Annotated in this window: 20 protein-coding genes; 10 read left to right on the top strand and 10 right to left on the bottom strand. The window is 74.2% G+C overall.

Annotated elements, in window-relative coordinates; all coding sequences use genetic code 11:
• Positions 1–442 precede the first annotated feature (442 nt).
• The 5 genes from ABZ883_RS41090 to ABZ883_RS41070 all read right to left on the bottom strand — a co-directional run bounded on the left by ABZ883_RS41090 (position 443) and on the right by ABZ883_RS41070 (position 6,348).
• Positions 443–1,474, bottom strand: a complete 1,032-nt coding sequence (locus ABZ883_RS41090; protein WP_360916747.1) for a LacI family DNA-binding transcriptional regulator — start codon at positions 1,472–1,474, stop codon at positions 443–445.
• 10 nt (positions 1,475–1,484) lie between these two features.
• On the bottom strand, positions 1,485–2,588 hold the full coding sequence (gene rhaS / locus ABZ883_RS41085; protein WP_360916743.1) for a rhamnose ABC transporter substrate-binding protein: 1,104 nt from the start codon (positions 2,586–2,588) through the stop codon (positions 1,485–1,487).
• 127 nt (positions 2,589–2,715) lie between these two features.
• A complete protein-coding gene (locus ABZ883_RS41080) occupies positions 2,716–3,783 on the bottom strand; it encodes an ABC transporter permease (protein WP_360916740.1) in 1,068 nt (355 codons plus the stop codon).
• Positions 3,776–4,831 (bottom strand): ABC transporter permease, encoded by a 1,056-nt coding sequence (locus ABZ883_RS41075; RefSeq protein ID WP_360916737.1) that lies wholly within the window; start codon positions 4,829–4,831, stop codon positions 3,776–3,778. The genes ABZ883_RS41080 and ABZ883_RS41075 overlap by 8 nt, the downstream gene beginning before the upstream one ends.
• On the bottom strand, positions 4,828–6,348 hold the full coding sequence (locus ABZ883_RS41070) for a sugar ABC transporter ATP-binding protein (RefSeq protein WP_360916734.1): 1,521 nt from the start codon (positions 6,346–6,348) through the stop codon (positions 4,828–4,830). Before ABZ883_RS41070 ends, ABZ883_RS41075 begins: the two co-directional genes overlap by 4 nt.
• A gap of 291 nt (positions 6,349–6,639) precedes the next feature.
• On the opposite strand from ABZ883_RS41070, the gene rhaI reads away from it, so the two are divergent.
• From rhaI to ABZ883_RS41045, 5 genes are all read left to right on the top strand, one after another.
• Positions 6,640–7,806 carry an L-rhamnose isomerase gene (gene rhaI, locus ABZ883_RS41065; RefSeq protein ID WP_360916731.1) on the top strand — a complete coding sequence of 389 codons (1,167 nt, stop codon included), beginning with the start codon at positions 6,640–6,642 and terminating at the stop codon, positions 7,804–7,806.
• Between the two features lie 49 nt (positions 7,807–7,855).
• A complete protein-coding gene (locus ABZ883_RS41060) occupies positions 7,856–9,901 on the top strand; it encodes a bifunctional aldolase/short-chain dehydrogenase (RefSeq protein WP_360916728.1) in 2,046 nt (681 codons plus the stop codon).
• A gap of 133 nt (positions 9,902–10,034) precedes the next feature.
• On the top strand, positions 10,035–11,513 hold the full coding sequence (locus ABZ883_RS41055; protein ID WP_360916725.1) for a rhamnulokinase family protein: 1,479 nt from the start codon (positions 10,035–10,037) through the stop codon (positions 11,511–11,513).
• A 62-nt stretch (positions 11,514–11,575) separates the two neighbouring features.
• Positions 11,576–12,688: a PP2C family protein-serine/threonine phosphatase gene (locus ABZ883_RS41050; RefSeq protein WP_360916722.1), complete on the top strand. Its 1,113-nt coding sequence runs from the start codon at positions 11,576–11,578 to the stop codon at positions 12,686–12,688.
• Positions 12,689–12,725: 37 nt separating this feature from the next.
• The gene (locus tag ABZ883_RS41045) at positions 12,726–13,964 is read left to right on the top strand and encodes an MFS transporter (RefSeq protein ID WP_360916719.1); all 1,239 of its coding nucleotides are present in this window, start codon (positions 12,726–12,728) and stop codon (positions 13,962–13,964) included.
• Positions 13,965–14,182: 218 nt separating this feature from the next.
• Here ABZ883_RS41045 and ABZ883_RS41040 read toward each other — a convergent pair whose 3' ends face one another.
• Together ABZ883_RS41040 and ABZ883_RS41035 are read right to left on the bottom strand one after the other, a co-directional pair.
• Complete coding sequence (locus tag ABZ883_RS41040) at positions 14,183–14,452, bottom strand: hypothetical protein (protein WP_360916716.1); 270 nt, start codon at positions 14,450–14,452, stop codon at positions 14,183–14,185.
• 185 nt (positions 14,453–14,637) lie between these two features.
• On the bottom strand, positions 14,638–15,612 hold the full coding sequence (locus tag ABZ883_RS41035) for a YafY family protein (protein WP_360916713.1): 975 nt from the start codon (positions 15,610–15,612) through the stop codon (positions 14,638–14,640).
• Between the two features lie 100 nt (positions 15,613–15,712).
• On the opposite strand from ABZ883_RS41035, the gene ABZ883_RS41030 reads away from it, so the two are divergent.
• On the top strand, positions 15,713–18,067 hold the full coding sequence (locus ABZ883_RS41030; RefSeq protein WP_360916711.1) for a SpoIIE family protein phosphatase: 2,355 nt from the start codon (positions 15,713–15,715) through the stop codon (positions 18,065–18,067).
• A gap of 68 nt (positions 18,068–18,135) precedes the next feature.
• Positions 18,136–19,236: an ionic transporter y4hA gene (locus ABZ883_RS41025; RefSeq protein ID WP_360916708.1), complete on the top strand. Its 1,101-nt coding sequence runs from the start codon at positions 18,136–18,138 to the stop codon at positions 19,234–19,236.
• Between the two features lie 15 nt (positions 19,237–19,251).
• Here ABZ883_RS41025 and ABZ883_RS41020 read toward each other — a convergent pair whose 3' ends face one another.
• Together ABZ883_RS41020 and ABZ883_RS41015 are read right to left on the bottom strand one after the other, a co-directional pair.
• Positions 19,252–19,689 carry a hypothetical protein gene (locus tag ABZ883_RS41020; protein ID WP_360916705.1) on the bottom strand — a complete coding sequence of 146 codons (438 nt, stop codon included), beginning with the start codon at positions 19,687–19,689 and terminating at the stop codon, positions 19,252–19,254.
• Between the two features lie 227 nt (positions 19,690–19,916).
• A complete protein-coding gene (locus ABZ883_RS41015) occupies positions 19,917–22,211 on the bottom strand; it encodes a phage holin family protein (RefSeq protein WP_360916702.1) in 2,295 nt (764 codons plus the stop codon).
• Positions 22,212–22,326: 115 nt separating this feature from the next.
• Here ABZ883_RS41015 and ABZ883_RS41010 point away from each other — a divergent pair, with 115 nt between their 5' ends.
• On the top strand, positions 22,327–23,109 hold the full coding sequence (locus ABZ883_RS41010) for an MBL fold metallo-hydrolase (RefSeq protein ID WP_360916699.1): 783 nt from the start codon (positions 22,327–22,329) through the stop codon (positions 23,107–23,109).
• Positions 23,106–23,777 carry a DedA family protein gene (locus ABZ883_RS41005; RefSeq protein ID WP_360916696.1) on the top strand — a complete coding sequence of 224 codons (672 nt, stop codon included), beginning with the start codon at positions 23,106–23,108 and terminating at the stop codon, positions 23,775–23,777. The genes ABZ883_RS41010 and ABZ883_RS41005 overlap by 4 nt, the downstream gene beginning before the upstream one ends.
• A gap of 487 nt (positions 23,778–24,264) precedes the next feature.
• Here ABZ883_RS41005 and ABZ883_RS41000 read toward each other — a convergent pair whose 3' ends face one another.
• A complete protein-coding gene (locus ABZ883_RS41000) occupies positions 24,265–25,503 on the bottom strand; it encodes an aminotransferase class I/II-fold pyridoxal phosphate-dependent enzyme (protein WP_360916693.1) in 1,239 nt (412 codons plus the stop codon).
• Between the two features lie 132 nt (positions 25,504–25,635).
• Between ABZ883_RS41000 and ABZ883_RS40995 the strand changes: the two genes are divergently transcribed.
• Positions 25,636–25,797: a hydrophobic protein gene (locus ABZ883_RS40995; RefSeq protein ID WP_360916690.1), complete on the top strand. Its 162-nt coding sequence runs from the start codon at positions 25,636–25,638 to the stop codon at positions 25,795–25,797.
• The last annotated feature ends 99 nt before the right edge of the window (positions 25,798–25,896 follow it).

Here is a 25,896-nt window from a genome sequence, read left to right as displayed (position 1 = left end):
CGGCGGCCCGGACGTCCGCGAAGGGCGAAAGCCACAGCACAGGCGGCCCGCTCACGTCAGGGCCGTCCTCGGCGCCCGCGAGGCGAGCAGGAGCGCGGCGCCACCGCAGGCCGCGCCATCAGTAACGGCCCAGGCACCCGCAAAGGTGAAGGCCCGGCACGCAGAGCCAAGCCGCACTCGGCACCCGGCAACGGCCGCCCGGAGCAAGCAGGAACGAGGCCTCGCCGCATCGGCCCGGACGCCCGCGAAGCCGAAGGCCACAGCGCCGGCGGCCCACCCAAGCCCCGGTGTCAGGCGGGCCGAGCGGCCCAGGCACCCCGGCAACGACGGCCCGGAGCGAGCAGGAACACGCCCAGGTCAAGCCGCCGCCCGCGGGGCGGGCAGGGACTCGGGCCCGCAGCAGCGCGGCCCGGGGGCCCGGGAAGGCCACCGCACGCACGCGTCAGCGTCTGACCAGGCTGGAGTCGCGGACGACCAGTTCGGGCTGGAGGACGACCTGGCGGTGCCGGTGGTCGCGGCCCTGGGGGCCGGTCTCCTCCAGGAGCATCCCGGCCGCCATCGCGCCCATGGTGACCGCGGGCTGCCGCACGGAGGTCAGGGGCACGGCGGCCGCCGCCGCGAACTCGATGTCGTCGTAGCCGACGATGGAGATCTCGCCGGGCACGCTCACCCCCGCCGCGTACAGCGCCTGGAGCAGGCCGAGGGCGAGCAGGTCGTTGGCGCAGAACACGGCGGTGGGCCGCTCGGCGAGGCCGAGGAGGCGGTGGCCCGCGTCGCGGCCGGAGGCCACGTCCAGCCGCTCGGTGGGCAGTTCCCGCAGGACCTCCGCGGGCGCCCCGGCCTCGGCGATCGCGGCCAGGGCGCCCATGCGGCGGTCGCGGACCTGCTGGAGGTGGGCGGGGCCGCTGACGTACGCGATGCGGCGGTGCCCGGCCGCCAGCAGGTGGGCGAGCGCCATCCGGCCGCCCGCCACGTCGTCCACCGACACCGAGCACCCGTCGGCGCCCGCCGCGACCCGGTCCACCAGCACGAAGGGGATGCGGTGGCGCCGGAAGGCGGCCAGGTTCCCGGAGGTCCCGGCGTCGGCGGGCGTCACCAGGACACCGCGTACCCGCTGCTCGGCGAAGAGCGACAGGTACGCGGCCTCCTCCTGCGGGCTCTCGGCGCTGTTGCAGACCATCACGCCGAAGCCCGCCGCCCGGGCGGCCCGTTCTGCGCCGCGCGCCACGTCGACGAAGAACGGGTTCGCCATGTCGAGGACGAGCAGGGCCATGATGCGGCTGCGGCCCGCCCGCAACTGGCGGGCCGATTCACTGCGCACGTACCCGAGCCGGGTGATCGCGCGCTGGACCCGGGCACGGGTCGCCTCGGGAACCGAGTCCGGCCGGTTGATCACATTGGAGACCGTGCCCACGGAGACTCCCGCCTCCCGGGCGACGTCCTTGATCCCCACGGCCCGTGCCCTGTCCGTCACGCCGGCGCTCTCAGAACTTGAACTGGTCGACGTTGTCCTTGGTGAACACGGTCGGCTTGCCGAGCACCACGACGCCGTCCTTGCCGATGGTGTAGCTGCCCAGGTCGCCGGCCTTGAAGGTCTGCCCCTCGGCGCCGCTGATCTGGCCGGAGGCCAGCGCCACGGCGGCGTAGGAGGCGAGCGAGCCGAGCTTGGCCGGGTCCCACAGCTCGAAGGCCTCGACGGTGCCGTCCTTGACGTACGACCGCATGTCGTTGGGCGTGCCGAGGCCGGTCAGCTTGACCTTGCCCTTGTACTTCGAGCCGGACAGGTACTGGGCGGCGGCCTTGATGCCGACCGTGGTCGGGGAGATGATCCCCTTCAGGTTCGGGTACTGCTGCAGCAGGCCCTGGGTCTGCTGGAAGGACTGCTGGGCGTCGTCGTTGCCGTAGGCGACCTTGACCAGCTTGACGTCCTTGTACTTGGGGTCCTTCAGCTCGTCCTTCATGAAGTCGATCCAGGTGTTCTGGTTCGTGGCGGTCTGGGCCGCCGACAGGATCGCGATCTCGCCCTTGTAGCCGATCTGCTCGGCGAGCAGCTGCACCTCGGTGCGGCCGAGGTCCTCGGAGCTGGCCTGGGACACGAACAGGTCGCGGCACTCGGGCTTGGTGTCCGAGTCGTAGGTGACGACCTTGATGCCGTTCTTGCGGGCCTGGTTGAGCGCGGTGCACAGGGCGCCCGGGTCCTGGGCGGACACGGCGATGGCGTTGACCTGCTGCTGGGTCAGGGTGTTGACGTACGAGACCTGGCCGGCGGTGTCGGTGCCGCTGCTGGTGCCGACCTCCTTGTAGGTGGAGCCGAGCGCGTCGAGGGCCTGCTTGCCGCCGTTGTCGGAGATGGTGAAGTACGGGTTGTTGACCTGCTTGGGCAGGAAGGCGACCGTCAGGCCGGTCTTGGTGGCCGCGCCCGGGTCGGCGCTGGCGGCCTGGCTGGGGGCGGCGGCGCTGCTGCTGCTGCTGTCGCTGTCCTTCGAGGAGTTCTTGGTGGTCCCCCCGCAGGCGGTCGCACCGAGGGCGACCGCCGTGGTGAGGGCCAGGACGACGGTGGCGCGACGGGTGAGGGTTCTGCTGGACATGGTGATCCTTTCGCTGCCGGACGCGGGTACCGGAACACGGGGGATGGTGATGACGTGCGGGGGGAGGACATGCCGAGGAACGCCGGGGCGGTGAAGTGGGGTGCCCCGGAATCGAAGTGACGTGACGTCAGGACGGGGCGAGCACGGCCGGTGCCCGGTCGGCGGCCCTCCTGCGGGCCCGGGACTGCGCGATCTGGCGGCCGATCCTCGGGGCGAGGACGGAGATCACCAGGAGCACGCCGGTGACGACGATCTGGGACTGGGCGGAGACGTTGAGCAGGCTCATGACGTTCTGGCCCGCGCCGAGCAGGAACACGCCGGCGATCGCGCCGCCGAGGGTGCCCTTGCCGCCGTCGAAGTCGATGCCGCCGAGCAGCACGCCCGCGATGACGGACAGTTCCAGGCCGGTGGCGTTGTCGTACCGGGCGCTGGCGTAGTGCAGCGCCCAGAAGACGCCGGTGAGCGAGGAGATCACCCCGGTCGTCACGAACATGGCCAGCTTGGCCCGCTTGACCCGTACGCCCGCGAACCGGGCGGCCTCCTCTGAGGCGCCCACCGCGAACAGCGAGCGGCCGAAGGGGGTGGCGTGCAGGACGACGACGGCGATCAGCAGCAGCACGGCGAAGGGGATCGCCGCGTACGGGACGAAGGTCCCGTCGATCCGGCCGGAGCCGAAGTCGAGGTAGCTCTGCGGGAAGTCGGTCACGGAGTCGGCGCCGAGGACGATCTGCGCGATGCCGCGGTAGGCGGCCAGCGTGCCGATGGTGACGGCCAGTGAGGGCAGCCCGAGCCGGGTCACCAGCAGGCCGTTGACCAGGCCGCACACGGCGCCGAGCAGCAGGCACAGCGGGATGATCGTCTCGATCGCCATGCCGCCGTTCCACATCGCGCCCATGGCCGCGCCGGCCAGGCCCGCCGTCGAGCCGACCGACAGGTCGATCTCGCCGGAGACCACGAGCATCGTCATCGGCAGGGCGATGAGCGCGATCGGCAGGGTGTTGCCGATCAGGAACGACACGTTCAGCGCGTTGCCGAAGTTGCCGACGAAGGAGAAGGAGCAGATCAGCAGCACGATCAGCAGGGCGCCCACCGCCGTGTCCCAGCGGACCGCGCCGCCGAGGCGGGAGCCGTGGCCCGTGCCGGGCGCGGCGGCCGGAACGGGCGCCGGGGCGGCGGCCTTGGTGGTCTCAGGCATGGTGGGCACTCCTCATCTGTGCGGCCCGCTTGCGGAGGACGCCGGCCACCCGCAGCGCCAGGATCCGGTCGACGGCGATGGCGAGCAGCAGCAGGACGCCGTCGATGGCCAGCACCCACACCGAGCTGACGCCGATGGACGGCAGGACGCTGTTGATCGAGGTCAGCAGCAGGGCGCCGAGCGCGGCGCCGTAGACGGTGCCGGAGCCGCCGGTGAAGGCGACACCGCCGACCACGACGGCGCTGACGACAGTGAGTTCGTAGCCGCTGCCCGTGCCCGAGTCGACGTTGCCGAAGCGGGCGAGGTAAAGCGCGCCGGCCAGTCCGGCGAGCGCCCCGCAGACCACGTAGGCGATCAGGATGCGCTTGCGGACCGGGACACCGGCGAGCCGGGCGGCCTCCGGGCTGGAGCCGAGCGCGTACATGTCGCGCCCGCCGCGGTAGCTGCGCAGGTAGTAGCCGACCACGACGAGGACGGCGACGGTCAGCAGCGCCAGGTACGGGACCACCCACACGCCGTCGTGCCCGAAGTCGGTGAAGCCGCCGGGCAGGTCGCCCGCGGTGATCTGGCGGGAGCCGACCCAGATGGAGTCGATGCCGCGGACGATGTAGAGGGTGCCCAGGGTGACCACCAGGGCGGGGACCTGACCGAGGCTCACCAGGAGGCCGTTCAGGGCCCCGAAGAGCACACCGAGCGCGACCGCCAGCAGCACGGCGACCACCGGGTTGCCGCCGCCGTGCAGGTAGCTGCCCGCGGCGAAGGCGGAGATGCCGAGGACGGAGCCGACCGACAGGTCGACATTGCGGGTGATCACCACCATGGCCTGGCCGACGGCGACGAGCACCAGGATGGTGGCGTTGAGCAGGAGGTCCTTGACGCCCTGCTGGGACAGGAACGCGGAGTTGTAGAGCTGGGTCGCCGCCAGCATCACGACGAGCACGCCGAGCACGGCGAGCGCGCGGAGCCTGAGCACCCGGTCCAGGAAGCGCCGGGGCGCGGCCGGGGCGTCGTCCGCGACCGGCTGCACGGTGTCTGCGGTCACGGTCACGCCGCCCTCCTCGCGCGGCCGGTGGCCGCCGCCATCACGGTCTCCTCGGTCGCCTCGGACCGGGGGATCTCGGCCGTCAGCCGGCCCTCGTGCATCACCAGGACGCGGTCGGCCATGCCGAGGATCTCCGGCAGGTCGGAGGAGATCATCAGGACGGCGACGCCCTCGCCGGCGAGCCGGGACAGCAGCCGGTGCACCTCCGCCTTGGTACCGACGTCGATGCCGCGGGTGGGCTCGTCGACGATGAGCACCTGCGGCGCGGTGGCGAGCCACTTGGCCAGCACGACCTTCTGCTGGTTGCCGCCGGACAGGGTGCCGACGACGTCGGCCAGGCGCGCGTACTTCACCTGGAGCCGTACCGCCCAGTCCACCGCGCGGCTGCGCTCGGCGCTGCGGCTCATCAGCCCGGCCTTCGACGTGGCGCCGAAGCCGGTGAGGCCGATGTTGCGCTCGATGGACATGTCCATCACCAGGCCCTGGGCCCGGCGGTCCTCGGGGACCAGCGCCACGCCGGCGGCCATGGCCAGGCTCGGCGCACCGGCGCGCAGCGTACGGCCGTTGACGACGACCTCGCCGGCGTCCCGGCCGTCGACGCCGAAGACGGCGCGGGCGACCTCGCTGCGGCCGGCGCCGACCAGTCCGGCCAGCCCGACGATCTCGCCGCGGCGGACCTCGAAGGAGACATCGGTGAAGACGCCCTCGCGGGTCAGCCGCCGTACGCTGAGGGCCACTTCGCCGATCTCGGTGGCCTGCTTGGGGTAGAGCTCGTCGAGGTCGCGGCCGACCATGCGGCGCACGAGGTCGTCCTCGGTCAGCCCGTCGACGGGTTCGCTGGCGATCCAGGCGCCGTCTCGCAGGGTCGTGACCCGCTGGCACAGCGCGAAGATCTCCTCCAGGCGGTGGGAGATGAAGAGCACGGCGGCGCCCTGCTCGCGCAGCGACGTGACGACCCCGAAGAGCCGGGCGACCTCGCTGCCGGTGAGCGCGGCGGTCGGCTCGTCCATGATCAGGACGCGGGCGTCGAAGGAGAGCGCCTTGGCGATCTCCACCAACTGCTGGTCGGCGATGGACAGTCCGCGCGCGGGCTGGTCGGGGTCGAGGTCGACGCCGAGGCGCTCGAACAGCGCGGCGGCCGAACGGCGCACCGCCCGGTGGTCGACGCGGCCGAAGGAGCGGCGCGGCTGACGGCCGACGTAGATGTTCTCCGCCACCGACAGGTCGGGGAAGAGGGTCGGTTCCTGGTAGATGACGGCGACCCCGGCGTCGCGGGCGTCCCCCGGGCCGTGGAACTCGACCGGCTCGCCGTCGAGCAGCACCGTGCCCGTGTCCGGCCGGTGCACTCCCGCGAGTGCTTTGATCAGTGTCGACTTTCCGGCGCCGTTCTCGCCCGCGAGGGCGTGGGCCTCGCCGGCGTAGAGCCGGAGCGAGACGCCGCGCAGAGCACGGACGGCACCGAAGGACTTGCTCACCCCCTCGAGCGCGAGCACCGGAGTCGTCTCCGGTTCGGGGTGCGTCATTGCGCCCTCCAAGACATGAAATGTTTCAACGGAGTTGCCGGGAAGCTAGCTCTGCCCGTCGCGTGCGTCAAGAGTCGCCGCAGTCCCCAGCTGACCTGCGGGCTCTCCAAACGCCCCGGTGAAGGCAGGGGCCGCGCCGCGCCATCAGCGACAACCCCCGTGATGACACGATTCAATAACGGGCCTGTCGACACCGCACGCCCCTTGACGCCACGGCGAGGGCATCGATAGCTTCGCAGCGGAATGAATCGATTCACTGATGAACGATTCCCCGGACCTCAAGAGGTGACCATGCCTGACTTCCCTGCCGTCAAGGCCGCACTCGCTGCCCAGCGGATCGAGACGCCCTCGTGGGGCTACGGCAATTCCGGCACCCGGTTCAAGGTCTTCGCCCAGGCCGGCGTCCCCCGCGACCCGTACGAGAAGCTCGACGACGCCGGAAAGGTCCAGGAGTTCACCGGTGTCGCCCCCGTCGTCGCCCTGCACATCCCCTGGGACAAGGTGGACGACTACGCCGCCCTCGGCCGCCACGCCGCCGACCGCGGACTGGAGATCGGCGCGATCAACTCCAACACCTTCCAGGACGACGACTACAAGCTCGGCAGCATCTGCCACCCGGACGCCGCGATCCGGCGCAAGGCCGTCGACCACCTGCTGGAGTGCGTCGACATCATGGACGCCACCGGCTCCCGCGACCTCAAGCTGTGGTTCGCCGACGGCACCAACTACCCCGGCCAGGACGACATCGTGGGCCGGCAGGAGCGCCTGGCCGAAGCCCTGGCCGAGGTGTACGGGCGGCTCGGCGACGACCAGCGGATGCTGCTGGAGTACAAGCTCTTCGAGCCCGCCTTCTACACCACCGACGTCCCCGACTGGGGCACCGCGTACGCCCACTGCCTCACCCTCGGCCCCAAGGCGCAGGTCGTCGTGGACACCGGCCACCACGCGCCCGGCACCAACATCGAGTTCATCGTCGCCCTCCTGCTCAGCCGGGGGAAGCTCGGCGGCTTCGACTTCAACTCCCGCTTCTACGCCGACGACGACCTGATGGTGGGCGCCGCCGACCCCTTCCAGCTCTTCCGGATCCTGCACGAGGTCGCCCAGAACGGCGGCTTCGCACCGGAGACGGGCGTCGCCTTCATGCTCGACCAGTGCCACAACATCGAGGCCAAGATCCCCGCGGTCATCCGCTCGGTGATGAACGTCCAGGAGGCCACCGCCAAGGCGCTGCTGGTCGACCGCGACGCCCTGCTCACCGCCCAGCGGTCCGGCGACGTGCTGGCCGCCAACGCCGTGCTCATGGACGCCTACAACACCGATGTGCGCCCGCTGCTGCGCGAGGTGCGCGAGGAGCGCGGCCTGGCCCCCGACCCGGTCGCCGCCTACCACGCCTCGGGGTGGCAGAAGCACATCGTCGCCGAGCGCGTCGGCGGCACCCAGGCCGGATGGGGCGCGTAGTCCCGGTCCCGTCCTACGTCCCCGAACCCCCTCCGTGAAGGAAACTCCCATGGCACCCGCCACCCACCCGGAAGTCGCCGCCCTCCTGGAGCGCGCCCACCGCCTGGGCGCCGACCCCCGCAACACCAACTACGCGGGCGGCAACGCCTCCGCCAAGGCCACCGAGACCGACCCCGTCACCGGCGGCCCCGTCGAGCTGATGTGGGTCAAGGGCTCCGGCGGCGACCTGGGCACGCTCACCGAGGCCGGCCTCGCCGTCCTGCGCCTGGACCGGCTGCGCGCGCTGACCGCCGTGTACCCAGGGCCGGAGCGCGAGGACGAGATGGTCGCCGCGTTCGACTACTGCCTGCACGGCAAGGGCGGTGCGGCGCCGTCCATCGACACCGCGATGCACGGCCTCGTCGACGCCCCCCACGTGGACCACCTGCACCCCGACTCCGGCATCGCGCTCGCCTGCGCCGCCGACGGCGAGAAGCTGACCCGGGAGTGCTTCGGGGAGAAGGTCGCCTGGGTCCCGTGGCGCCGCCCCGGCTTCCAGCTCGGCCTGGACATCGCCGCGATCAAGGAGGCCAGTCCGGAGGCGGTCGGCGTCGTCCTCGGCGGCCACGGCATCACGGCCTGGGGCGCCACATCCGAGGAGTGCGAGGCCAACGCCCTGTGGATCATCCGCACCGCGGAGGAGTACCTGGCCGGCCACGGCAAGGCGGAGCCCTTCGGCGCCCCGCTGCCGGGCTGGGAGCCGCTGCCGGAGGCCGAGCGGCGCGCCCGCGCCGCCGCCCTCGCCCCGGTGCTGCGCGCCGTCGCCTCCCAGGACCGGCCCCAGGTCGGCCACTTCACCGACTCCGCGCCCGTACTGGACTTCCTCGCGCACGCCGAGCACCCCCGGCTGGCCGCGCTCGGCACCTCCTGCCCCGACCACTTCCTGCGCACCAAGGTGCGGCCCCTCGTGCTCGACCTGCCTCCGACGGCCCCGCTGGATCAGGCCGTGGCGCGCCTGGAGGAACTGCACGCCGCCTACCGGGCCGAGTACCAGGCCTACTACGACCGGCACGCCGGCGCCGACTCCCCGGCGATCCGCGGCGCCGACCCGGCGATCGTGCTCGTCCCGGGCGTCGGCATGTTCAGCTACGGCAAGGACAAGCAGACCGCGCGCGTCGCGGGCGAGTTCTACGTCAACGCGATCAACGTGATGCGCGGCGCCGAGGCGGTCTCCACGTACGCGCCGATCCCCGAGTCGGAGAAGTTCCGCATCGAGTACTGGGCGCTGGAGGAGGCCAAGCTGCGGCGCATGCCGAAGCCCAAGGCGCTGGCCGGCCGCATCGCCCTGGTCACCGGCGCCGGTTCGGGCATCGGCAAGGCCATCGCCCACCGCCTCGCCGCCGAGGGCGCCTGCGTCGTCGTCGCGGACCTGAACGCCGACGGCGCCCGGGACGTCGCCGCGGAACTGGGCGGCCCCGACAAGGCGGTGGCCGTCACCGTCGACGTCACGCAGGAGGAGCAGATCACCGCGGCGTTCGACGAGGCGCTGCTCGCCTTCGGCGGTGTCGACCTGGTCGTCAACAACGCGGGCATCTCCATCTCCAAGCCCCTGCTGGAGACCACCGCCCGCGACTGGGACCTCCAGCACGACATCATGGCCCGCGGCTCCTTCCTCGTCTCGCGCGAGGCGGCCCGCGTCATGGCGCGGCAGAAGCTCGGCGGCGACATCGTCTACATCGCGTCCAAGAACGCGGTGTTCGCCGGGCCCAACAACATCGCCTACTCCGCCACCAAGGCCGACCAGGCCCACCAGGTGCGGCTGCTGGCGGCCGAACTCGGCGAGCACGGCATCCGCGTCAACGGCGTCAACCCCGACGGCGTGGTCCGCGGCTCCGGCATCTTCTCCTCGGGCTGGGGCGCCCAGCGCGCGGCGACGTACGGCGTCCCGGAGGAGAAGCTCGGCGAGTTCTACGCCCAGCGCACCATCCTGAAGCGCGAAGTGCTCCCGGAGCACGTCGCGAACGCGGTCTTCGCCCTCACCGGCGGCGACCTCACCCACACCACGGGTCTGCACGTCCCGGTCGACGCCGGAGTGGCGGCGGCCTTCCTGCGCTGACCCGGACCCGGGGGCGACGGGGAGCCGGGGACCGCGGACGCACCCGCGGGACCCGGCTCCCGCGCCCCGCCGCCCTGTTGTCCCGCTGTCGTCCTGCTGTCCCCCACCCCACGACCACCCCGAGGACCCCCACGTGCCATTCGCCGCCATCGACCTCGGCGCCACCAGCGGCCGCGTCATCCTCGGCCGGGTCGCGCGGGACGACCTCTCCCTCACCGAGGTGCACCGCTTCGCCAACACGCCGGTGCGCCTGCCCGGCGGACTGCACTGGGACGCGCTCGCCCTCTTCCAGGGCGTACTGGACGGACTGCGCCGGGCCGGCGGGCAGCCGGACGGCGTCACCTCGGTCGGCATCGACACCTGGGCCGTCGACTACGGCCTGCTCGACGCCGACGGCGCCCTGCTGGGCAACCCGTTCCACTACCGCGACAGCCGCACCGACACCGTCGCCGCCCGCGTCCGGGAGAGCATCGGCGCGCGGCGGCTGTACGAGGTCACCGGGCTGCAGCACCTGCCCTTCAACACCGTCTACCAGCTCGCCGCCGCGTCCGGTACGGCGCAACTGGCCGCCGCACGAACCCTGTTGCTCATGCCCGACCTGCTGACCCACTGGCTGACCGGCACGATCGGCGCCGAGGAGACCAACGCCTCCACCACCGGCCTGTTCGACGCCCGCACCGGCACCTGGTCGGCGGAGCTCGCCGACCAGGTCGGTCTCGCGCCCGGGCTGCTGCCGCAGCTGCGGGCGCCCGGCGACCCCGCGGGCACCCTGCTCCCCCACGTCGCCGCCGCCACCGGGCTGCCGGAGACGACCAAGGTGGTCACCGTCGCCTCGCACGACACCGCCTCGGCAGTCGCCGCCGTCCCGGCCACGGAGCCCGGCTTCGCCTACATCTCGTGCGGAACCTGGTCGCTGGCCGGCCTCGAACTGGAAGCGCCCGTGCTCTCCGAGGCCTCCCGCGCCGCCAACTTCACCAACGAGCGCGGGGTCGACGGCACCGTCCGCTATCTGCGCAACATCATGGGCATGTGGCTGCTGGAGGAGTGCCGGCGCACCTGGGCCGCGCGGCCGGCCGGCGCGCCGTCCCTGCCGGCGCTGCTCGACCAGGCCGCCGCGGCACGGCCGTTCGCCGCCCTCGTCGACCCCGACGACCCCGCCTTCCTGCCGCCCGGCGACATGCCCGCCCGCATCCGCGACTTCTGCCTGCGCACCGGTCAGCGGCCGCCCGAGAGCCCCGGCGCCGTCGTCCGCTGCATCCTGGAGAGCCTCGCCCTCGCCCACCGGCGCACGCTGCGGCAGGCGGCCGCGCTCGCCGACCGCGACATCACCCATGTCCACATGGTCGGCGGCGGCTCACGCAACGAACTGCTGTGCCGGCTCACCGCCGACGCCACCGGCCTGCCCGTCGTCGCGGGACCCGCCGAGGCGACCGCCCTGGGCAACATCCTCGTCCAGGCCCGCGCCCACGGCCTCGTCGGCGACGGCCTCCCGGCCCTGCGCGCCCTCGTCGCCGCCACCCAGCCTCTGCGCCGCCACGAACCGGGCGGGGACCGGGCGGCCTGGGACGCCGCCGAGGCCGCCGTCGAGGGATTCGCCGCGGCACGGGCCTGAGCCACCGCGGCCGGGGCACCGCGGGCCGGGCCCGCCCCGGGAGCCCGGCTTAGGCTGGGACCATGCGGAGCATCCGCGGGCTCGCACGGCACACCTGGGTCTGGTGGCTGCCGATCGTGCTGGCGGTCGTGGACATCGCGCTGGACTTCGCCTTCCTCAGCCGCGAGCCGATCAGCTTCCTGCTGACCGGGGTACCGCCGCTGGCGGCGGCCACCCGCACCCCCCGTGCCACGGCGGCGCTCACCGCGCTCTGCCTGGCACTCCAGATGTGGATGGCGTCGCTGCGCCCGGGGCACTTCGGGGAGGAGCACCACGTCGCCCTGTATCTGGCGACCCTCGTCATCGGGGCCGCCAGCGTCGCCCTCGCCGCCCAGCGCGAACGCACGAAGGCCCACCTGATCCGCGCCAACTCCGTCGCCGAAGCCATGCAGGCGACCCTGCTGCGCCCGGTCCCGCCCGCGCTGGGCCCCGTGCGCGCCGCGGGCTTCTACCAGGCTGGTGAGCACGGCACCCTGGTCGGCGGCGACCTGTACGACCTGGTGCGCACCCCGTTCGGCGTCCGCGTGATCGTCGGCGACGTACGCGGCAAGGGCCTGGAAGCGGTCCGTACCGTCTCCGCCGTGCTCGGCGGCTTCAGGGTCGCCGCGCACGAGCACCAGGACCTCGCCCTGCTCGCCCAGCGGCTCGAACTGAGCCTCGCCCGCAACGTGGACGACATGCTCCAGGACGCGGAACTGTTCGTCACCGCCGTCCTCCTGGAGTTCCCCGAGGCCGGCGCGGACGGCCCGCAGGTCCGGGTCGTCGACCGGGGCCATCCGCCGCCCCTGGTCCTCGGGGGCCCCGACGGGCCGCGGTGGCTGTCCACCCGCCCCGCACCGCCGCTCGGGCTCGGCGACCTCTCCCCCCGTCCCGCGGCCGTCACCTCGCACCCGCTGCGCAAGGACGAGGTGCTCGTCGTCTGCACCGACGGCGTCACCGAGGCACGGGACCCCGACGGCACCTTCTACCCGCTGCCCGAACGCCTGGCCGCGCACTTCGCCGCACCCGCCGTGCCCGAACCGGAGACGGTCGCCGCCTTCGTCCGCGACGACGCCGAACGCTGGGCCGACCACGTCGACGACGACCGCATGCTGCTCGCGCTGTCGCTCTCCGGCGGGACCGGGGACCCTCACTGACAGAGGATGTCAGGGACCCTGCGCACCATGAGTGCCTGTGAGCACCCACCGAACGCACGCCCTGCTGCTGCCCGCCGTCTTCGTCACCTCGCTCGGCAACAACATCCAGCTGATCGCCGCCGCCCTGCTCATCGTGCGGGCCCAGGGGTCGGTGCTGGACGTGGGATGGCTCTTCATCGCCGTCGCCGTGCCGCAGGCCGTGCTCTCCCCCCTGTTCGGGCGGCTGGCCGACCGCTTCGACCGGCGGACGCTCTGGGTGGCCTGCGACGCCCTCAGCGCGCTGGCCGCGCTCGCGATGCCGCTGGGGCTGGCGCTGGGCGGCCCGCGGAACGCGGTCGTCTACGGCAGCAACTTCGTGCTCGCGGTGATCGCGGCACTGTTCGTGCCGGTCAGCGCCGCACTCGTCAAGGAAAGGGTGCCGGCGCGGGAGTTGCGGCGGTTCAACGCGCACTACGAGATGGCCCTGCAGAGCGGGATGCTGCTGTCGGCCACCGTCGGCGGCATCGCCCTCCAGTTCTTCGGACCCACCCCGCTGTGCGTGTTCAACGGCGTCACCTTCGCCGTCTCCGCGGTGCTCGTCCTGGCGACCGGGCGCGCCGGACGGCAGGCCGCCGCCCCGAAGGCCGCGGCGGCCGGTGCCCCGTGCCCGCAGGCGCCCGTCCGCCCACCGCTCGGCCCGGTGATCATGCTCTACGCGCAGGGCAGCGTGGTCGTCACCGTCTTCAACGCGCTCATGCCGGTCCTCGTCATCGCCGACCTCCACCGGGGGCCGGCCGTGGTCGGCGTGGTCGACGCGCTCGGCGGCGCCGGCTTCCTGGTCGCGGCCGCCGCCTACCGGATCACCGGCGCCCGCCTCGGCGACCTGCGGCTCGCGCTGGCCGGCTTCCTGCTCTGCAATGTCCTGTTCGCGGCCCAGCCGCGCTTCGGCGTGCCCGGACTGCTCCTGCTCGTACCGCTCGGCGCCTTCCTCTTCGGCCAGGCCCGCATCGCGTCCCGCACGCTGCTCATGGCCTCGGTGGACGAGCACCGCGTGGGGCGCGCCTTCGGCGCGGCCAACGGCTGGGGGCTCGCCGCGACCGTCGCCGTCATGCTCGGCACCGCCACGGTCACCGCCCGCGCCGGAACCCCCGCGGGCTTCGCCGCCGTCGCCGCCGTCAGCGCCCTCGCCTCGGTCGCCTCCGCGACCTGGCACCGCGCGGCCCGCCGGTCAGCCCACCTCGCCCGGTCCCTCGCGCCCGCCCCCGCGGCGGACCTCGCGGACCGGCGCCCGACGTGAGCGGCGGGGCACGGCGCCCGCAACCGCCGCGGGCCTCCCCGCCGCGACCTGGCAGTGCACCGCCCAAAAATGCCCGGTGCGTGGATGGGGCATCGGCAGGCAAACCGCAGGGGCTGAGCGCTTCGCGCGCATCACGTTCGGGGCGTCATAGCCGCCCGGCCGGGGGCGCACCGCGCCGCGACCCCGGCCGGGAACACGGGAGGAACAGTCGTGGCGGTCTACGCAGGGGCGTGAAGGACCTCGACGACTACGACTGTGGGGCGCTCGGGGATCACGGCACCGTCCGCGTAGTCGTGCGCCGTATAGACGCCGTCGCGAGTGCCACCGGGTTCCAGGACGCCGCTGTCCAGATCGAGCACCGCGTTGTAGCCCCAGGGTCCGGAAAGCCGGATGGTGACCTTGATGGTGGCCGGGTGAGGAGATGTGTTGGTGATGTCGACTGCCACCCAGAACGCGTCACCCGTGTCCTTGAGGACGGGCCGCCGCACGACGACGCCGTCCTTGGATGCGGCTATCGGTGCCTCATCTTTTCCGTTCGCGTTGGCCGCCTCTGAGGTGGGCGACGACGAGACCGACGGCGAGGGGCTTGACGCAGCAGTCGCTCGGACGGACGGGGGAGCTCCCGTGGGCCTCGTACCGGTGGCACTGGGCCATCACCGCCGGCACGGCGCCCTCAGCCGGTCCCGTACAGGGCGGCCAGGCCGCGTGCCGAGGCGACGATCAGGTCGCGGAGGGGGCGGGGTTCGAGGACTTCGAGGTCGGGGCCGAGGCGGAGGAATTCGCCGTGGGCGTGGCCGACGGACTCGATCGGCACCAGGGCGCGGACCCAGCCGTCGGTGTCGGGTTCGCCGCGTTCGGCGACGGCTCGCGCGACGGCGTGCGAGAGCAGCGAGGGCAGGCGTTCCGCCCCGCGCGGGGAGACCCGGATCAGGGCCTCGCCCTGGTGGAGCCGGGCGTGGAAGTCGGCGAGGTAGGCACGCCAGTAGCCCGTCAGGTCGAAGCCGGGTTCGGGCTCGAAGGCCTCGCCGAGCACGTCGACGGCGAGGATCTGGTCGACGCGGTACGTGCGCAGGCCGCCGTCGCCGCGTGCGACGACGTACCAGCGGCCGGCCTTGAGGACCAGGCCGTACGGTTCCAGGCGGCGCTCACTCTCGGCGGGCTCGCGCCAGCGGCGGTAGCGCACCCGTACCGCCTGCCGGTTCCACACCGCGTCGGCGACGGCGGGCAGGTGGGGGGTCTCCTCCCCGGGGCTGTACCAGCCGGGGGCGTCGAGATGGAAGCGCTCGCGGATCCGCTCGGCGGACTCCCGCAGCGCGGGCGGCAGGGCGGCGCTGAGCTTCAGCCGGGCCGCCGCCGCGGCCTCGCCCAGCCCGAGCTGGGCTGCGGGGTCGGGCAGCGCCGCGAGGAACCAGGCCCGGGTCTCCTCGGCGGTCAGCCCGGTCAGCCGGGTGCGGTAGCCGTCGACCAGCCGGTAGCCGCCCTCGGGGCCCGCGTCGCCGTACAGCGGTATGCCGGCCTCGTGCAGCGACTGCACGTCGCGGTAGATCGTGCGGACGGACACCTCGAGCTCGTCGGCCAGCTGCTGGGCGGTGAGCCGGCCGCGTGCCTGGAGGAGCAGGAGCAGGGAGACCAGCCGGCTGGCGCGCATGGCAGCAGTATCGGTGCCGCCACCGACACCGATTTGATGGCCCCCGGCCGAGCGCGCACTCTGGGGTAAGGAGACTTCGACGGGTGTGTGATCGGCGACGATGAACGCGAGTGGCGGCCCCGGCGACCCGGCCGGCACGGCCGTGGCGGTCGTCGGTGCGCAAGGGACGGTCACCGCGTGGAGCGAAGGGGCGCGCCTGCTGCTCGGGTACGCGTCCGCCGAGGCCGTGGGCCGCCCGGTGGCGGAGGTCTTCGCCCCGGCGGTCCTGGTGCTCGACCGGGAGTGGCAGAGCACCGTCGCCGTACACCACCGGGACGGCCGGCTGCTGGACCTGGAGGTCCGGGTCAGCCCCGCCCTCGACGGCGACGGGGAGCCGAGCGGCTGTGTCGTCACCGCGGTTCCGGAGGCGTCCGACGACGCCCTGGTGCGGTGGGCGTTCGAGCAGTCCCCGGCGTCCATGTCCCTGTACGACAGCGACCTGCGCCACCGGCGGCTCAACGGGACGGCGCTGGAGGCCATGGGGGACGTGCCCGAGGGGACGCTGCGCGGCACCCCGTACCAGGCGATCGTCCCGGAGGAGGAGACGGGGCACGGCTACGGCGACCACCTGCGCCAGGTCGCGGAGACGGGGCGGGCCACGCACTACGAGTGGTCCGCCCGCGATCCGGTCTCGATGCGCGACTACGCCTGGAACACCGACATGTGGCCGATCCGGGACCCCCGCGGGCGGGTCCGGGGCGTGGCGGTGGCGGCGTTCGACAGCACCGCCCAGTTCTGGGCGCGGCAGCGCCTCGTTCTGCTCAACGAGGCGGGCGCCGCCATCGGCACCACCTTGGACGTGGTCCGCACCGCCGACGAACTGGCCGAGCTGGCCGTGCCGCGGCTGGCCGACTTCGTCAGCGTGGACCTGCTGGACTCCGTGCTGCAGGGCGACGAGCCCTCGCCGGGTCCCGTGGACAGCGCGGTGGTGCTGCGCCGCGTCGCGCACCGCTCGCGGACCGACGAGGCGCCGGTCGGCGCCGTGGAGCTGGGCGAGGTGGACACCTACCCCGAGTTCTCCCCGCCGGCGCGCTGCCTGGCCGTGCTCAGCCAGGCGGGAAACGTCGACTTCTCGCTGTGGGTGGCGCAGAACGCGCTGCGCGACGCCAAGGTGCGCCAGTACGGCCTCCACACGGTGATGGCGGTGCCCCTGATGGCCCGCGGGGTCACCTTGGGCGTGGCCATCTTCGCCCGCGGCACCCGGCCGGAGGGCTTCATCGACGACGACATGACGCTCGCCGAGGAGCTGGCCGGGCGTGCCGCGGTCTGCGTCGACAACGCGCGCCGCTTCACCCGCGAACACGGCACCGCCCTGGCCCTGCAGCGCAGCCTGCTGCCGCAGCGGCTCGGCGACCAGCCCGCGGTGGAGGTCGCCTCCCGCTATCTGCCGGCCGGTTCCCAGGCGGGGGTGGGGGGCGACTGGTTCGACGTCGTCCCGCTGTCCGGCACCCGGGTCGCGCTGGTCGTCGGCGACGTGGTCGGCCACGGCATCCACGCCTCGGCCACCATGGGACGGCTGCGGACGGCGGTGCGGACCCTGGCCGACGTCGACCTGCCGCCCGACGAACTGCTCACCCACCTCGACGATCTCGTCGTCCACCTGAACTCGGGGGACGAGACCCCCGAGGACAGCGGCCGGTCGACCAGCACCGAGGTCGGTGCGACCTGCCTGTACGCGGTGTACGACCCCATCTCGCGCCGCTGCTCGATGGCCAGCGCCGGGCACCCGTCGCCCGTGCTGCGGCTGCCCGACGGGACCGTGGAGGTCCTCCCGGTGTCGGCGGGCCCTCCGCTGGGCGTGGGCGGGCTGCCCTTCGAGGCGACGGAACGGGAGCTGCCGGAAGGCAGCATCCTCGCCCTCTACACCGACGGTCTGATCGACAGCCGGGACTTCGACCTGGACGCGGGCCTGGCGCGGCTGCGCACCGCGCTCGCCGCTCCGGCACCGTCCATCGAGTCGGCCTGCGACACGATCCTGAAGTCGCTCCCGCCGGACCGGCCGGTCGACGACGTGGCGCTGCTGCTGGCCCGCACCCGGGCGCTGAACACCGCCCAGGTCGCCGTCTGGGACGTGCCCTTCGACCCCGCCCACGTCGCCGAGACCCGGCAGGCCACGGCCGAACTGCTGCGCGCCTGGGGCATGGAGGACGCGGTGCACGTCACCGAGCTCGTGGTGAGCGAGCTCGTCACCAACGCCATCCGGCACGGGTCGCCGCCGGTCCAGCTGCGGGTGATCCGCGACCGCTCCCTGATCTGCGAGGTCTCCGACGGCAGCAACACCGCCCCGCACCTGCGCCGGGCCCGCTCGGACGACGAGGGCGGGCGCGGTCTGCTGCTCGTCGCGCAGCTGACACAGGCGTGGGGGACGCGGCAGGCCGCCACCGGCAAGACGATCTGGGCCGAGCAGGCGCTCTGACCGGTGGTCCGCCGGGGCCCGGCCCCGCCCGCGTCGCGCCCGGCCTGACGAGGTGTCAGACTCGGCCCATGATCGCCCGTTGCCGTCCGACCGTCCTGCACTGGACGGTCGTCGTGCCGGTGCTCTCGGTCGTGGTGCTGGCCCTCACCTGGAAGCGCTCGCTGCCGGTGGCGGTGGTCGTGGTGGTGGCCCTGTTCCTCGCGACCGCGGTGCTCGCGGCCGTGCACCACGCGGAGGTGGTGGCACACCGGGTGGGCGAGCCGTTCGGCTCGCTCGTGCTGGCGGTGTCGGTGACCGTCATCGAAGTGGCGCTCATCCTCACACTGACGGCGGACGGCGGCCCGAAGAGCGCAGGCCTCGCCCGGGACACCGTCTTCGCGGCCGTGATGATCACCTGCAACGGCATCATGGGACTGTGCCTGCTGGTCGGCGCGCTGCGCCGCCGCGTGGCGGTCTTCCACCCCGAGGGGACCGGGGCGGCCCTGGGCTCCGTGGCGACCCTGGCAACCCTCAGCCTGGTCCTGCCGACCTTCACCACCAGCGCCCGGGGCCCGCAGTTCTCCACGCCCCAGCTCGCCTTCGCCGCGCTCGCCTCCCTGGTGCTGTACGGGCTGTTCGTGGCCACCCAGACCTTCCGCCACCGCGACTACTTCCTCCCGGTGACCTCCGCCGGCCACGTCGTCACCGACGACGAGCACTCCGTGCCCCCCACCACCCGGGCCGCGCTGTTCAGCCTCGCCCTGCTGGCCGTCGCGCTGATCGCGGTGGTGGGCCTGGCCAAGGTGGAAGCCCCCACGATCGAGCACGGTGTGGCCGTCGCCGGACTGCCCTCCTCCTTCGTGGGCGTGGTCATCGCACTGCTGGTGCTGCTGCCGGAGACGATCGCCGCGGTGCGCGCCGCCGCCCGGGACCGGGTGCAGACAAGCCTCAACCTCGCGCTCGGCTCCGCGATGGCGAGCATCGGACTCACCATCCCCGCGGTGGCGGTCGCCTCGTTCTGGATGCCGGGCCCCCTGGTGCTGGGGCTCGGCGCCACGCACATGGTGCTGCTGGCGATCACCGTCGCCGTCGGAACGCTGACCGTGGTCCCCGGCCGGGCCACGCCCCTTCAGGGCGGCCTGCACCTGGCCCTGCTGGCGGCCTACATCGTCCTGGCGATCAGCCCCTGACGCCCGGCCGCGCCCTCACAGCGAGTGCGCCACAACACGGCCCGCCAGCACCGCCTCCACAAAGGGCTCGGGCGGCGCGTAGTGATGGACCAGGACGTAATGCGCGACCATGTCCGGCGCGATCAGCCAGGTGTCCGCGTCGACGGACCGGACGCGGACCTCGCCGTGACCCACAAGGATCCGCTCGCGTCCCCGGGCCACAGTGACGGGATGGGCCCGCCGCCCGCCCCCCAGGAAACGCCGGCGGCACAACCCGCAGCCGTACCAGCCGTGCGTGATGGCGAAGCGGTGGTCACGGCAGAGCGCGAACAGCCGGTCCGCGAAGACCTCGTCGGGCTCGGCACAGGTGAAGGGGTGGGCCGGGTCGAGCCACCCGACCGCGCGCGCGGAGACCTCGGACGGAATCGTCTCGGTGAAATAGCCGTACGAACTCAGGTCCTCGTAGTACGTCATGCCGCCCCTCCGCGGGCTCCGCGCCGCGCGCGGTACCGGTTCAACCGCGGGAAAGCGTCCAGCACACGGACCGCCCGGTCAATCACCCGTTCGCCCGGCGCGTCCCGCCCACCACGAGTGCCGACGCGCGTCGGCGGCGCGAACAGGCCGCCCACGGCACGGGCAGGACAGCGCGAGAAGGACCCGAAAGAGATCACGGACGGACGGGTGTCCCCCGCCTCCACGGCTCAGCCGGTGATCTTGTGCGCGTCCGGAGCGCCCGTCTCCGCACCCGGGGTCCCGGCAGCGGCGTGCGCCGTGGTCCCGGCCGCTTCCGGGGCCTCCTCGCGCGGGGCGGGCAGGGCGCCCTTGCGGCGCAGCCAGTCGCCGAACAGCCCATGCACCGCCCGCGCGCCCACCAGCCGCTCCTCGGGGCCCGGCCCCTCCAGCTCGTACGGATGCAGCAGGAACGCGCGGCTCTGATCGCCGCCCAGCCCGCCGTGCGAACCGACCTGCTCCTCGAAGGCGTGCACCGCGTGCGTCACCGGATCGTAGGCGGAGTTGACCATGATGTCCGCCGCATGCGGGAACCCGGCCGTGCGCCGCACAGCCGCGACCGCGTGCGGCCCGAACGGCGCCAGCGGGTCGGGGCCGGTGACACGGCCGCTGTCCAACTCGTGCTCCCCGCCTCCCGGACCCAGCACCAGCGGCCCGCGCACGGTGTCCTGGACCAGCAGGAAGCCGATGCCCGGATGCTCGGCCAAGGTGCGCAGCAGCGCCGGATGACGGGCCTCGATGCGGGCCCGGTCCGCGCGGCCGGGAAGGTCCGGGAAGGAGATCAGCCCGAGATTGCCGGACGCCAGCACCACCGGATCCGTGGACGGCCCCGCCGTCGCGTGCTCCTCCTCGGTGTGCCGGCCCCCCTCCGGACGGTTCAGCGCCGCACGCGCCGCCGCACGCGCCTCGGCCCCGCTCACCGTACGCCGGGCCCGGCGCCGCACCGGCAACCCGCACCCGGCACGGACCAGGTCCTTCAGGGTCAGCCCGTAGGCGCTCTCGAAGGTCTCCCCATGGCTCTGCCCGTGATCGGACAGCAGCACCAGCCGGTAGGGCCGGGGGGCGTACCGCGAAGCGTCCGCGATCATCCGCACGACCCGGTCCAGGCGCCGCAGCACGCGCATGGCGTCCCGGCTGCGCGGGCCCGAGTGATGGGCCACCTCGTCGTAGGCGACCAGGTCCGCGTAGACGGCGGTACGCCCCGCGAGCATGTCGCCGACCACCGCCGCCGCGGCGACATCGCGCTCAACGACCGTCGCGAAGGCCCGCAGGAACGGGTAGAGCCCGCCGCGCCGCACCCGCGGGCGGTCGCCCCGCAGCCGGGCGCCGACCGACTCGCCGATCTCCCGCACCACCTCGGCCACGAAGGAGGCCGCCGTACGCACCGCGTTGGCCGGGTCGGAGAAGTACGCGAAGTAGCCCGTGCGCGAGCCGGTCTCCCCCACCCGGGCCGCGCGCGCCGCGGCGGCGGCCCCGTCCCGTCCCCGGCCGCGGGAGACCCGGGCGGCCGCCGAGGCCGCCAGGGCGCGGGCCATCGCCCGCCGGTCCGCGGAGAAGCGCCGCCGCCGGGTCGAGACCGACATCACGAGGGCGAGCTGCTCGGCCCCGCCGCTGAAGAGGTTGCCGCGGCTGGCGCCGTCCGGGGCGAGCAGACCGGGCCGGCCCGTGCGGGCGACAGCGCGCCGCTCCAGCTCCGCGGCGCACGACGGCCGGTTGCAGACCATCACCTGCCCCGTCTCCTTCTCGTACCAGCGGAACGCCGGCACATCCGTGTCGGAGCCGTGCAGGATCGCCAGCTGGCTCGCCCCGGTCTGGCTGCTCCAGTCCGTGATCCACGGCACGAGGCGGTGGGTGCTGTCCAGCCACCGCGCCACGGTCTCCATCGCGGGCGGCCGCAACCGGCCGCCCCTGGTGGGCATCGGCCGCACCGCCTCGCGCAGCACGTCGTGCCCCACGCCGTCCAACTGCACGAAGACGAAGCCCGGTTCCTGCTCCGCCCGCGGCGCCTCGTCGACCCCGCCCCGAGGCCGCCGGCGGCGGCCCGCCAGCCGTGCGAGCCGGCGCCCGTACGCCGCGTCGTCGCGCATCGCCAGGGCCGTACTGGTGCCCGAGGAAGCCGCCGACATCACGGCGGCGATGACAACGGCCGTGGCGGGACTGATGTCGCCCTGCCAGTCCGGCGTGAAACGGAACGCGATCAGCAGCAGCGAGCCGTTGAGGAAGAACACCAGCAGCCCGAGCACAAAGGCGGGCACCAGCAGCACCGCACGCACCAGCACCGGCCAGACCAGGGCACCGAGCAGCCCGAACGCCCCCGCCGCCACAGCCGCGGTGATCGCGATCCGGGTCGGGCTGTCGCCGCCCGGCGACTGGATGCGGAAGTCCGGCAGGATCCCCGCCAGCGCGGCCATCGTCGCCGTCGACACCGCCCAGACCAGCAGCACGCGCGCGACCGTGTATCCGGCGGCCCGCCACCGATGCAGCACGGCCCACCTCACCTCACGTCCGAACGGCCTGCGACACCCCCAAGCCTGACACAACCCCTCCGGCGCATCCCAGGCGCGCCGGAGCATAGGCTCGGGGCGAGGCGAGGAGGCGGGCGTGGCGGTCGAGATCACCTGGTGGGGTCATGCGACGGTGACCGTACGGGACTCCGGGGTGCGGGTGCTCACCGATCCGCTCCTCGTCCCGCGCCTCGCGCACCTGCGCAGACGGCGCGGGGCCGTGCCGCCGCCCGGCGCGGCGCTCGCGGACGTCGCACTCGTCTCGCACCTGCACGCCGACCATCTGCACACCGGGTCGCTGGCCCGGCTCTCCCGCGGCACCCGGGTCCTGGTGCCGCGCGGCGCGTCCGCGGCGGTGCCCCGGCTGCGGCGGCTCGCGGCGGACCTGCGGCTGGACGTGACCGAGGTCGCCCCCGGCGACAAGGTGCGCGTGGGCGAGCTCACCGTGCGCGTGGTGCCCGCGGCACACGACGGACGGCGGCTGCCCTACGGGCCGGAACGCTCCCCCGCGCTCGGCTACGTACTGGAGGGCGAGGAGCGCACCTACTTCGCCGGGGACACCGGGCTCTTCGACGCCATGGCCGAGGAGGTCGGACCCTGCGACGCCGCCCTGCTGCCGGTCGGCGGCTGGGGCCCGTTCCTGGGCGCCGGCCACCTCAACCCGGCGCGCGCCGCCCAGGCCCTCGCCCTGCTGGCACCCCGCGCGGCGGTGCCGATCCACTACGGGACGTACTGGCCGATCGGCATGGACGCCGTACGCCCCCACGAATTCCACTCCCCCGGCGACGAGTTCGCCCGCCTCGCGGGGGACCTCGCGCCGGGCGTGGCCGTGCACCGGCTGGACCACGGACAGAGCCTGCGGCTGGAGGCGGCCCGGTGAGCGGCCTCAACGGCCTGAACGGCCTCGTGACGCTGGCCCAGCAGACCTCCACGGAGTCCACCCGGCAGGCCGTGGGCTACCCCTCGCTCTTCCTGCTCGTCGTCCTGGGCTCCCTCGTGCCCGTCGTGCCGACCGGGGCCCTGGTCAGCGGCGCCGCCGTCGTGGCCTTCCACCAGACGGCGCCGTTCTCGCTGGCACTGGTCTTCGTCGTCGCCTCCGGCGCCGCCTTCCTCGGTGACATCGCCCTGTACTGGCTCGGCCACCGCGGCGTGCACTCCCGGGGCGGCTCCCGCTGGCTGCGGCGGCTCCAGGAGCGCGCCGACCCCGCGCGCCTGGCCGACGCGCAGCGCCGGCTGGACGAGCACGGGGTCGCCGTCCTCGTGCTGTCCCGGCTGATCCCCGCGGGGCGCATCCCCGTGATGCTCGCCTGCCTCCTCGCCGAGATGCCCCCGCGCCGCTTCGCCCGCGGCGACATCCCCGCGTGCCTGGCCTGGGCGGCCGCCTACCAGCTCATCGGCATCCTGGGCGGCTCGCTCTTCCCCGAACCGTGGCAGGGCGTCGTCGTCGCCGTCGCCCTCACCTTCGCCGTGGCCGCCGCCCCCCAGATTTGGCGCCGCCTGCGCCCCCACCCCGACACCCCCGACCCCCACGACGCCTCGGCCCACTGACGGCCCCCGTGCGCGGTGCGCTGCGGCGCTGCGCGTCCGGTCGCCACCACGGAGCAGGCCCGTGTCGTTACGCGGCCGCAGGGCCGCGAGGTCGTCGCCGAAGCGGTGGCCACGGCGCCCCCGCATCAGCGGGCGATGCCGCGCACCACGGCGGGCCCGGCGCGGCCGCATGAAATTCTCGACCCTCGCATTACTTTGACCGGATCGGACGCCGGAAATTTCGGAATCGATCACTGGATCCCCGATCCTGCGAGGAGTTCGCCGCAGCCGCAGGGCGACCGGTCAGAAGGTGACGGTGGGGCCGTCCGACGAAGGCGGGCCGGGCCCTGCCCGCCTGCTCGGCTCCCTCGACCTGCTCCGCCAGGTGGCCGTCGTTGGCGTCCAGCCAGTCGGTGACGATGCCCTCAAGGCCCCGGCGGCCGCGGAGCGGACCGGTGCGGTGGCCGCTGCGTCGGCGACGGCCCCACGGCGCTGCGCGTCCCCCGCCTCAGCGGGCCGCCCCGCCGAGCGCGGTGAGGACCGACGCGAGAGTGCCGAGACGGGCGGCGACGTGCGGGAGCGCCACCGGTGAGGGGGAATCCAGGGCGGTCCGGCGCTGCGCGTCGTCACCGCCGTACAGGGGGCCGGTGTCGATGCGGACGCGCAGGGCCGCGGGGTCGTCGCCGAAGCGGTGGCCGCCGGGGGCGGGGTGGCCGAGGCGTTCGGTGAGAACGGCTTCGAGGCCGGCCGCGTCGGTGACGCCGGCCGCGGCGAGTCCGGCGGCGAGCGGGCCGAAGTCGGCGTACAGGTGGAAGCCCGCCTCCGGGGGACGGGACAGTGCCCCGGCCCCGGCCACCACGTCGTAGGCGGCCCTCGCCACGGCGGCGTGCAGGCGGTTGGCTGCGGCCAGGTGCGCGCGGACGGAGGCGGGCTCGGACAGCGCGTGGGTGGCCGCTTCGGCGACCGGTCCCGGCAGCAGGGCGCCCAGTTCGGCGCAGTGCCGCAGGACCTCGGTGCGCAGGCTCATGCCCCGCTCCGTGGCGGGGAAGCGGAGTACGGCCGCGGGCCAGCCCGGCGGGGCGAGGGCGGCGCCGAGGTCGCTCAGGACGACCGTGCGCGCGGGCAGCATCTCGGCCGGGGAGAGCAGTGTCGTCCCGTGCGGCCGGTGCACGGTGTCGCCGTACGTCTCGTCGGACACGAGGAGCAGGCCGGCCTCCTCCGCCGCCTCGCACACCTCGTGCAGCAGCTCGGGCGGGGTCACCGTGCCGCTGGGGTCGTCGGCGGCCGCCAGGAGCACGACGCGCGGGTCGGCGCCGTCCTCGCGGGCCCGGCGCACCGCCTCCAGGAGCGCGAAGGGGTCGGGGGCGCCGCCGCCGACCGACGGGGTGGGCACGGCCACCGGGGTACGGCCCCGCAGCCGGACCGGCGGCGCGTGCCGGGCGGCGGACGGCCGGGCGACCACGACGTCCCCGCCGATCGCCGCCAACAGGGCCAGCAGCAGCGGCTCCGCACCCGGCCCGGCGGCGGTCTGCGCGGCGTCGGTGGGCAGTCCGCGGCGGTCCCAGTAGCCGGCCGCGGCGGCACGGACCGCGGCACCGCCGCCCGGCGGCCCGGCGGCGGCGCGGCCCGGCAGCCCCGCGGCGATGGCCTCCGCCCAGTACGCCGGGACCGGCAGCCCCGGGTCGGGGCGTGCGGCGGCGTACGGCACGGCGCGGCCGGCCGGGGCGGGCGGGGACGTCCGCTGCATCCGTACCTCCGGTGGTGGGGTCGGGCCTCCCGCCAGCCTCGCACGCGGTGCCGGCCTCGCGCGCCCCGGGCGCGCACATCGCCGGGCGTATCCCCGGCCGCCCGGGGCAACCGGATCCCAGGAGGTGTTCCGATGGTCCCGCTTCTGCTCGTCCTGCTGCTCGCCCTGGTGCTCTTCGGGGCGGGTTTCGCCGTCAAGGTGCTCTGGTGGGTCGCCCTGGTCGTCCTGGTGCTGTGGCTGCTCGGGTTCGTGGCCCGGGGAGGTTCCGGCGGTTCGCGCTGGTACCGGTGGTGACTGACGGCCGGACCGGGCCGGGTGCGGGGCGGCGGGACGCGGTGAGTTTCGCCCGGCTCGGGGCCCGGGCTTGTACGGCCTCCCGGCCTCCCGGCCTTT

The organism is Streptomyces sp. NPDC046977 (genome assembly GCF_040644455.1).
Taxonomy (GTDB): Bacteria; Actinomycetota; Actinomycetes; order Streptomycetales; family Streptomycetaceae; genus Actinacidiphila.
This window is presented reverse-complemented; position numbering and strand designations above follow the sequence as displayed.